The sequence below is a fragment of the Paracoccus sp. UBA889 genome (assembly GCA_002294185.1).
GTDB lineage: Bacteria > Pseudomonadota > Alphaproteobacteria > Rhodobacterales > Rhodobacteraceae > Paracoccus.
The window spans coordinates 27,676-34,111 of sequence record DBFD01000050.1 but is presented as its reverse complement, the minus strand read 5'-3'; the positions used below and the strand labels follow the sequence as shown (position 1 = coordinate 34,111).

General features: G+C 63.4%; 8 protein-coding genes. 5 read left to right on the top strand and 3 right to left on the bottom strand.

What is annotated here, in order from left to right; translation table 11 throughout:
- The 3 genes from B4L36_RS09885 to B4L36_RS09875 form a co-directional block, all read left to right on the top strand.
- Window positions 1-342: amino acid ABC transporter permease (locus tag B4L36_RS09885; RefSeq protein ID WP_292956188.1), on the top strand; the 342-nt coding region annotated here is incomplete at its 5' end.
- A 17-nt stretch (window positions 343-359) separates the two neighbouring features.
- On the top strand, window positions 360-1,133 hold the full coding sequence (locus B4L36_RS09880; RefSeq protein ID WP_292956185.1) for an amino acid ABC transporter ATP-binding protein: 774 nt from the start codon (window positions 360-362) through the stop codon (window positions 1,131-1,133).
- A 40-nt stretch (window positions 1,134-1,173) separates the two neighbouring features.
- A complete protein-coding gene (locus tag B4L36_RS09875) occupies window positions 1,174-2,088 on the top strand; it encodes an aminotransferase class IV (RefSeq protein ID WP_414692172.1) in 915 nt (304 codons plus the stop codon).
- Between the two features lie 196 nt (window positions 2,089-2,284).
- On the opposite strand, the gene dmeF is transcribed toward B4L36_RS09875, so the two are convergent.
- Together dmeF and B4L36_RS09865 are read right to left on the bottom strand one after the other, a co-directional pair.
- On the bottom strand, window positions 2,285-3,265 hold the full coding sequence (gene dmeF / locus B4L36_RS09870; RefSeq protein ID WP_292956179.1) for a CDF family Co(II)/Ni(II) efflux transporter DmeF: 981 nt from the start codon (window positions 3,263-3,265) through the stop codon (window positions 2,285-2,287).
- Complete coding sequence (locus tag B4L36_RS09865; RefSeq protein ID WP_292956795.1) at window positions 3,262-3,534, bottom strand: metal/formaldehyde-sensitive transcriptional repressor; 273 nt, start codon at window positions 3,532-3,534, stop codon at window positions 3,262-3,264. Before B4L36_RS09865 ends, dmeF begins: the two co-directional genes overlap by 4 nt.
- Here B4L36_RS09865 and B4L36_RS09860 point away from each other — a divergent pair.
- A complete protein-coding gene (locus tag B4L36_RS09860) occupies window positions 3,500-3,862 on the top strand; it encodes a hypothetical protein (RefSeq protein WP_292956814.1) in 363 nt (120 codons plus the stop codon). The genes B4L36_RS09865 and B4L36_RS09860 overlap by 35 nt on opposite strands.
- A gap of 75 nt (window positions 3,863-3,937) precedes the next feature.
- Entirely contained in the window at window positions 3,938-5,329 is a 1,392-nt protein-coding gene (locus tag B4L36_RS09855) for an NAD-dependent succinate-semialdehyde dehydrogenase (RefSeq protein WP_292956176.1), read from the top strand.
- 44 nt (window positions 5,330-5,373) lie between these two features.
- On the opposite strand, the gene B4L36_RS09850 is transcribed toward B4L36_RS09855, so the two are convergent.
- Window positions 5,374-6,435: an Ldh family oxidoreductase gene (locus tag B4L36_RS09850; protein ID WP_292956173.1), complete on the bottom strand. Its 1,062-nt coding sequence runs from the start codon at window positions 6,433-6,435 to the stop codon at window positions 5,374-5,376.
- Between the last annotated feature and the right edge of the window lies 1 nt (window position 6,436).

Below are 6,436 nucleotides of genomic sequence, written 5' to 3'. Positions count from 1 at the left end.
ATTTTCCGGGGCGGCATCAGGTCGATCCATCGCGGCCAGATGGAGGGCGCGCTTGCCATCGGCATGTCCCGAACCCAGGCCATGCGCCGGGTAATCCTGCCGCAGGTCATCAAGCGCATGCTGCCGGCCCTGACCAACCGGACGATCGAGGTGGCCAAGATGTCCTCGCTTGCCTCGGTGATCTCGGTGCACGAACTGATGTACCAGGGACGTCTGCTCTCATCGACCTATTATCGACCCTTCGAGATCCTGACGGCGGTGGCCTTCATCTACTTTGTTCTGATCTATCCCGGCACCTTCCTTGCCGGGCGTCTCGAAAAGCACCTGGCGCGGTCCAACTGACCTGAAAAGGAACTCGCATGACCGGCAATCCCATTCTGGAAATCAAGGCCCTGCACAAGCGGTTCGGCGACCATCACGTTCTCAAGGGAATCGATTTCACCGTCGAGCCGGGCGAACGCGTCGCGATCATCGGCGGTTCGGGCTCGGGCAAGTCCACCTTCCTGCGCTGCATAAATTTCATGGAGACGCTGAGCGCGGGGGAGATCTGGCTGGATGGCACCCGCATCGGCGTCGAGCGGAAAGGGACCGTCACCTATCCCGATAAACAGCTCTGCCAGGTGCGCGAGCGGCTGGGCATGGTGTTTCAGCAGTTCAATCTCTTTCCTCACATGAGCGTCCTGGGCAACGTCATGGAGGGACTTGTGACGGTCAAGGGCATGGCGAAAGCCGAGGCCCGCAGGATCGCCGAGGCCGAACTGGCCAAGGTCGGCCTGTCGGATAAGCTCGACGCCTGGCCCGGGCGCCTTTCCGGCGGCCAGCAGCAGCGCGTCGCCATCGCCCGAGCGCTGTCGATGCAGCCCGAGATCCTGCTCTTTGATGAGCCGACCTCATCGCTCGACCCCGAACTTGTGGGCGAGGTGCTGCGCGTCATCAACAAGCTGGCCGAAGAAGGGCGGACCATGCTGCTTGTCACGCATGAGCTTGGCTTTGCCTACCACTTCGCCACCAAGGTGATCTTTCTCGCCGATGGCGTTTTCCACGAGGTCGGCACCCCCGACGAGGTTCTCAAGAACCCGCGAAAGCCGCGCACGCGGGACTTTCTCCGGCGCTTCGGAGAATTCGCGTTCTGAAACGCGCCCGATCCAGACATCTCAAGACCAAGGTATGATCATGACCCCTCAAAGCAGCTCCTCTTCCCAGAGCTACGTGAAAGACCCGCGCAACGACGGCGTCGAGATATATGTGAACGGCGAATTCTTCAGCCGTGACGAGGCCAAGGTCTCGATCTTCGACGCGGGGTTCGTGCTCGGCGACGGCGTTTGGGAAGGTATCCGCCTGATCAAGGGCAGGCTGCTGGCCATCGATGAGCACATCGACCGCATCTTTGAAGGTGCGAACGCGCTTCAAATCGACATCGGCTTCGGCAAGGCCGAACTGGTCGATGAAATCTGGAAATGCCTTGGGCACAACGAGATGGAGGACGGCGTCCACATCCGCCTGATGATCTCGCGCGGGCGCAAGTCGACGCCGAACCAGGATCCGCGCTTTATCGTCGGTGGTGCAACGATCGTGATCGTGGCCGAGTGGAAACAGCCCAATCCCGAACTGAAGGCAAGCGGTATCAAGCTGATGACCTCGACCATCCGCTGTTCGACGCCCGATGTCTTCGACCTGCGCCTCAATTCGCACTCACGTCTCAACTTCATTCAGGCTTTGATCCAGGCGATCAACATGGGCGCGGACGAGGCGCTCATGCTTGACGATCGCGGTTTCGTCGCCTCCTGCAACTCGACCAACTTCTTCATCATCCGGGGCCAGGAACTCTGGACCTCGGACGGGCAGACCTGCTTCAACGGCATCACGCGCAAGAAGGCGATCACGCTTTGGCGTGAGGCGGGCCTTGTCGTCCGCGAAAAGGCCTTCACACTGGCCGAGGTCTACGCGGCAGACGAGGCCTTCGTGACCGGCACGCTCGGCGGCATCACGCCGGTTTCCAGTATTGATGGCCGCGCGATCGGTTCGGGCAAGCCCGGTCCGATGACGGCCAGGATGAACGATCTCTACCAGGCCTATATCCGGGCCTGACCGATCCCCGCGCCGGATCGTCTTTCCGCCCCGGCTGCGGGCCCCGATCCGGCGAAACCTGCGCCGCGCAACCTCCATCGCCTTCCGACAGACCGGCCGGCTCGCCCGTCAGGACCGCCGCCTGCGCGTTGGTATCGTCTGATCGCGCTGCTCTGCTGGCGCATCGCGCAGCCCATGCAGGGCCGGGTCCAGTATTTCAGGCAGTCCTTGCATGCACTTCGATGGTGACATGGGCGAGTTCATGCACGCTTTCCAGCCGCCTCCGGTATTCCGTGACCGGCTTCGGATCCGCGCTCAGGATCGAGATGATGGCGCCGTGATGTCCCGGACCCAGTTGCCAGACGTGAAGGTCGATTATTTCATCGCGTTCGTTTTCGATGGCGGCGCGGACCTCGTTCGGCAGAACGTCATCGCCATAATGCAGCAGCACCGCACCGCTATCGCGCAACAGGCCCCACGACCAGCGAAGAATGACAACAGCGCCAACGATGCCGATCAGAGGGTCGAGCCACACCCAGCCATAGCTGCGTCCCGCGAGCAGCGCGAAGATCGCCATCACCGAAATGAGGGCATCGGCGAGGACATGCAGATAGGCCGCGCGCAGGTTGTTGTCGCGATGTTCCACGCCGGTCGCATTTGCGCTGTGATGTCCGTCCTTGTGGGTTTGCGCATGGTGGTGGTCATCATGGTGGTGATGTCCGTGCCCATGATGATGGTCGGGATCATCCTTGAGCAACCAGGCGCTGACCAGGTTGATGACAAGGCCCAACGCCGCCACCAGGATCGCCTCGTCGAAACTGATCGGAACCGGGCTGCGCAGCCGGACAAGGCTTTCCCAGCCGATCAGCAAAGCGACGATGGCCAGAACGGTCGCGCTGCCGAACGCGGCCAGATCGCCAAGCTTGCCGGTGCCGAAGGTAAAGCGCGGGTTGCGCGCATTTCTTCGGGCATAGAGATAGGCCAGCGCCGTGATCAGCAGCGCCGAGGCATGCGTGGACATGTGCCAGCCGTCAGCCAGCAACGCCATCGATCCAAAGATCGTCCCGGCGGTGATTTCGGCAACCATCATCGTCGCTGTCAGCGCGATGACGGCCCAGGTCCGGCGTTCGTTGCGGGCATGGTTTTCGCCAAGGAATACGTGGTCGTGCGGAACGACGGGTGCGAAATCGCGGCTCATCTGAGATGCCTTCTCATGACTTCGGTGAATTCCGCCGCCCCGGCGGCACGTTGCGCCTCGTTTTCCGCATCGACGATATGGTTGCGCAGATGATCCTCGAGCAGTTCGACGACGAGACCGTTGGTGGCTCCGCGCACCGACGCGGCGAGGTTCAGAATTTCGGCACAGGAGGCTTCGGCTTCCAGCGCACGCTCGATCGCTTCCATCTGACCCTTCAGCCGGCGGACCCTTGCAATGAGCTTCGATTTGTTCTCGGTGGTGTGTGACATAGGAAAGGGTGCTACCCTATATTCGGGGCGGGCGCAAGTTGATCTTGCCGACCAGGATGCCGCCACGCACCGCACGATTGATCGTTCGTCGTTGCCGGAACCGGCCAGCGCAGGCGGCACGGACGATCCTTGTCGCCATAGCGGCTGGCCCTTTCGTCGCACGGTCGCTTGCCCGGCCAATCCGGGGCGCGTCGCCATGCCGCGCAACTCACCGATTGTCCGCGATGTCTTCGCAGATCCGCGTCATCGGGGTCGGATCAGCCTGTGCATTCGCCAATCGGACCGATCCGGAACGACGATGTCACCAGGAAGGATCGTCAAGATATGATTGCACGCAAGGAACATCGAGCACGACGATCGCGTTGCCCGCCCAGAAACGCTTCCGGACAGCACGGAGATATCCATGGCCAGCCAGATCACCACCATCAATCCCGCGACAGAGGAAACGCTGAACACCTACGCCCTCATGACCAATGACGAGGTGAAGGACGCCGTGCGCGGATGCCACGAGGCTTTTCTCGAATGGCGGGAGCGCCCGATCGAAGAGCGGGCCGAGACCATCCGCGCGATCGGCAACGAACTCGCGAACAGCAAGGAAGACTTTGCCCAGCTCATGACCCGCGAGGTTGGCAAGCTGATCGGCGACAGCCGCGACGAGATCGACCTCTGCGCCCAGATCTGCCAGTTCACCGCCGATAACGGCCCCAGGGCGCTGGCCGACGAGGAACGCGATATCCCCGGCGGCACGGGTGTGGTCCATTATTCGCCACTGGGCGTCATCTACGGCATCCAGCCGTGGAACTTTCCCTGCTATCAGGTGGTGCGCTATGCCATCGCCAACCTGATGGCCGGCAACGGAGTTCTTCTCAAGCACGCCGAAAACTGCACCGGATCGGGGCTGTTCCTGCGTGATCTGATGCAGCGCGCGGGATTGCCGAAGAACCTGTTTACGGTCCTGCTGATCGATCACGACCAGTCCGATCTGGTCATCGAGAACGATCTGGTGCGCGGCGTGACGCTGACGGGCAGCGACGGGGCCGGTCGGATCGTGGCCCGGAAGGCGGCCGAGAACCTCAAGAAATCCGTTCTCGAACTGGGATCCAACGACGCCTACATCGTCCTGGATGACGCCGATATCGACAGCGCGGTGGAAGCCTGCGTCGCGGCGCGGATCTACAATAACGGCCAGACCTGCGTGAACGGAAAGCGGTTCATCGTCACGGCAAGGAATTACGATGCTTTCGTCGAGGGCTATTCCCGGAAGATGCAGGCGATCGAGATGGGCGACCCGACGGACGGCCGGACCGGGCTAGGCCCGCTGGCACGCAACGATCTGCGCGACAAGCTGGCGGCGCAGGTGGATGAAAGCGTCCGGAAGGGCGCACGGGCCGTGGTCGGCGGCAAGACGCCCGACCGCAAGGGCGCCTATTACCCCGCGACCGTGCTTGTCGACGTGAAGCCCGGCCAGCCCGCCTATGACGACGAGTTGTTCGGCCCCGTGGCCTCGATCATCAGGGCCGAGGACGACGAGGACGCCATGCGTATCGCCAATGACAGCCGCTACGGCCTCGGCGGCGGCATCTTCAGCCGCGACGAGGGCCGCGCACGCAAGCTGGCGGCCGAACAGTTCGACACGGGCATGATCTCTCTGAACGGGTTCAACCTCGCCATACCCAACATGCCCTTCGGAGGCGTGAAGAATTCGGGCTACGGGCGCGAACACGGCGGCTTCGGCATGAAGGAATTCGTCAATGCCAAGTCGATCTACATGATGGATGCCGCTGCGGACGCCTGACGCGGGATAACGCCGAAGCGGGCAGGCGGTCCGTCACCGGCGGTTCAGCCCGCCCGATCCGGCGCAAAGGGCGGCGGCAATCCGCAATCGGCCGCAATCGCGTTCAGGTCACAGCAAAGCGCGCGGTCGAGCGTCAGGCCATGGCTGCGGCGCGCCTTGGCAAGGGCCGTCTTGCCATCGCCGGGCAGCCGCACCGGGTCATGTCCGGGCAGCGGGGGCGAGGCGCGCATCTCGTCGAAGACCCGGGCTGCCTGTCTGGCAAAGGCATCGCCGCTGCCGAACGCCTTCGGGTCAAGCGCCACGACGAATTGCCCGGTATTCGTGGATGAGGTCGTGTCCTTCGTGAAGTCGACCACATCCGATCCGAAGGCCGCGCCGTTCATGATTCCCGCCATCAGCCCGATGGCCACCGACAGGCCAAAGCCCTTTGAGCCGCCGATCGGCATCAGAAAGCCTTCGGACTTCCGGGCCGGATCGGTCAGCGGCTTGCCGTCGCGCCCGACCATCCAGCCTTCAGGCATCGGTCTGCCCTGTTGCAGCAAGGTCTTGATCTTGCCCATCGCGGCCACCGTCGTCGCCATGTCGAACACGAACGGGTCAGGGCCTGCGGCGGGGGCGGAAAAGGCGATGGGATTGGTGCCGAGAAGCAGATCCGTTCCCCCATGGGGCGGCACGTGGTTGGCGCTGCCCACGGCGGCGGCCATGCCCAGCATCCCGGCTTCGGCCTGAGGACGGACATACAGCGCCAGCGGCCCGGCGTGATTGCCGCGCCGCACGCCGACCCAGCCGATCCCGACGCTGCGCGCCTTGTCGATGGCCAGGTCGCGGGCGGCGGCCATGGCGAGGTGGCCAAGCCCGTTATCACCGTCGATCACGGCTGTCGCGACGGTTTCCTGCGCGACAGCGATCGTCGGTGTGGGGTTGTATCCACCGCCCGCCAGGCGCGCCAGATACTGACGCAACCGGAAAACGCCGTGGGTGCCGTGGCCGTAGACATCCGCCTCGACCATCAGATCCGCAACCTTTGCCGCGTCCGCATCGGGCACCCCGCGCGCCCCCAGCGCGCGGGCCACGAAATCACCCAGCGCCTCGACGGATATCGCCATG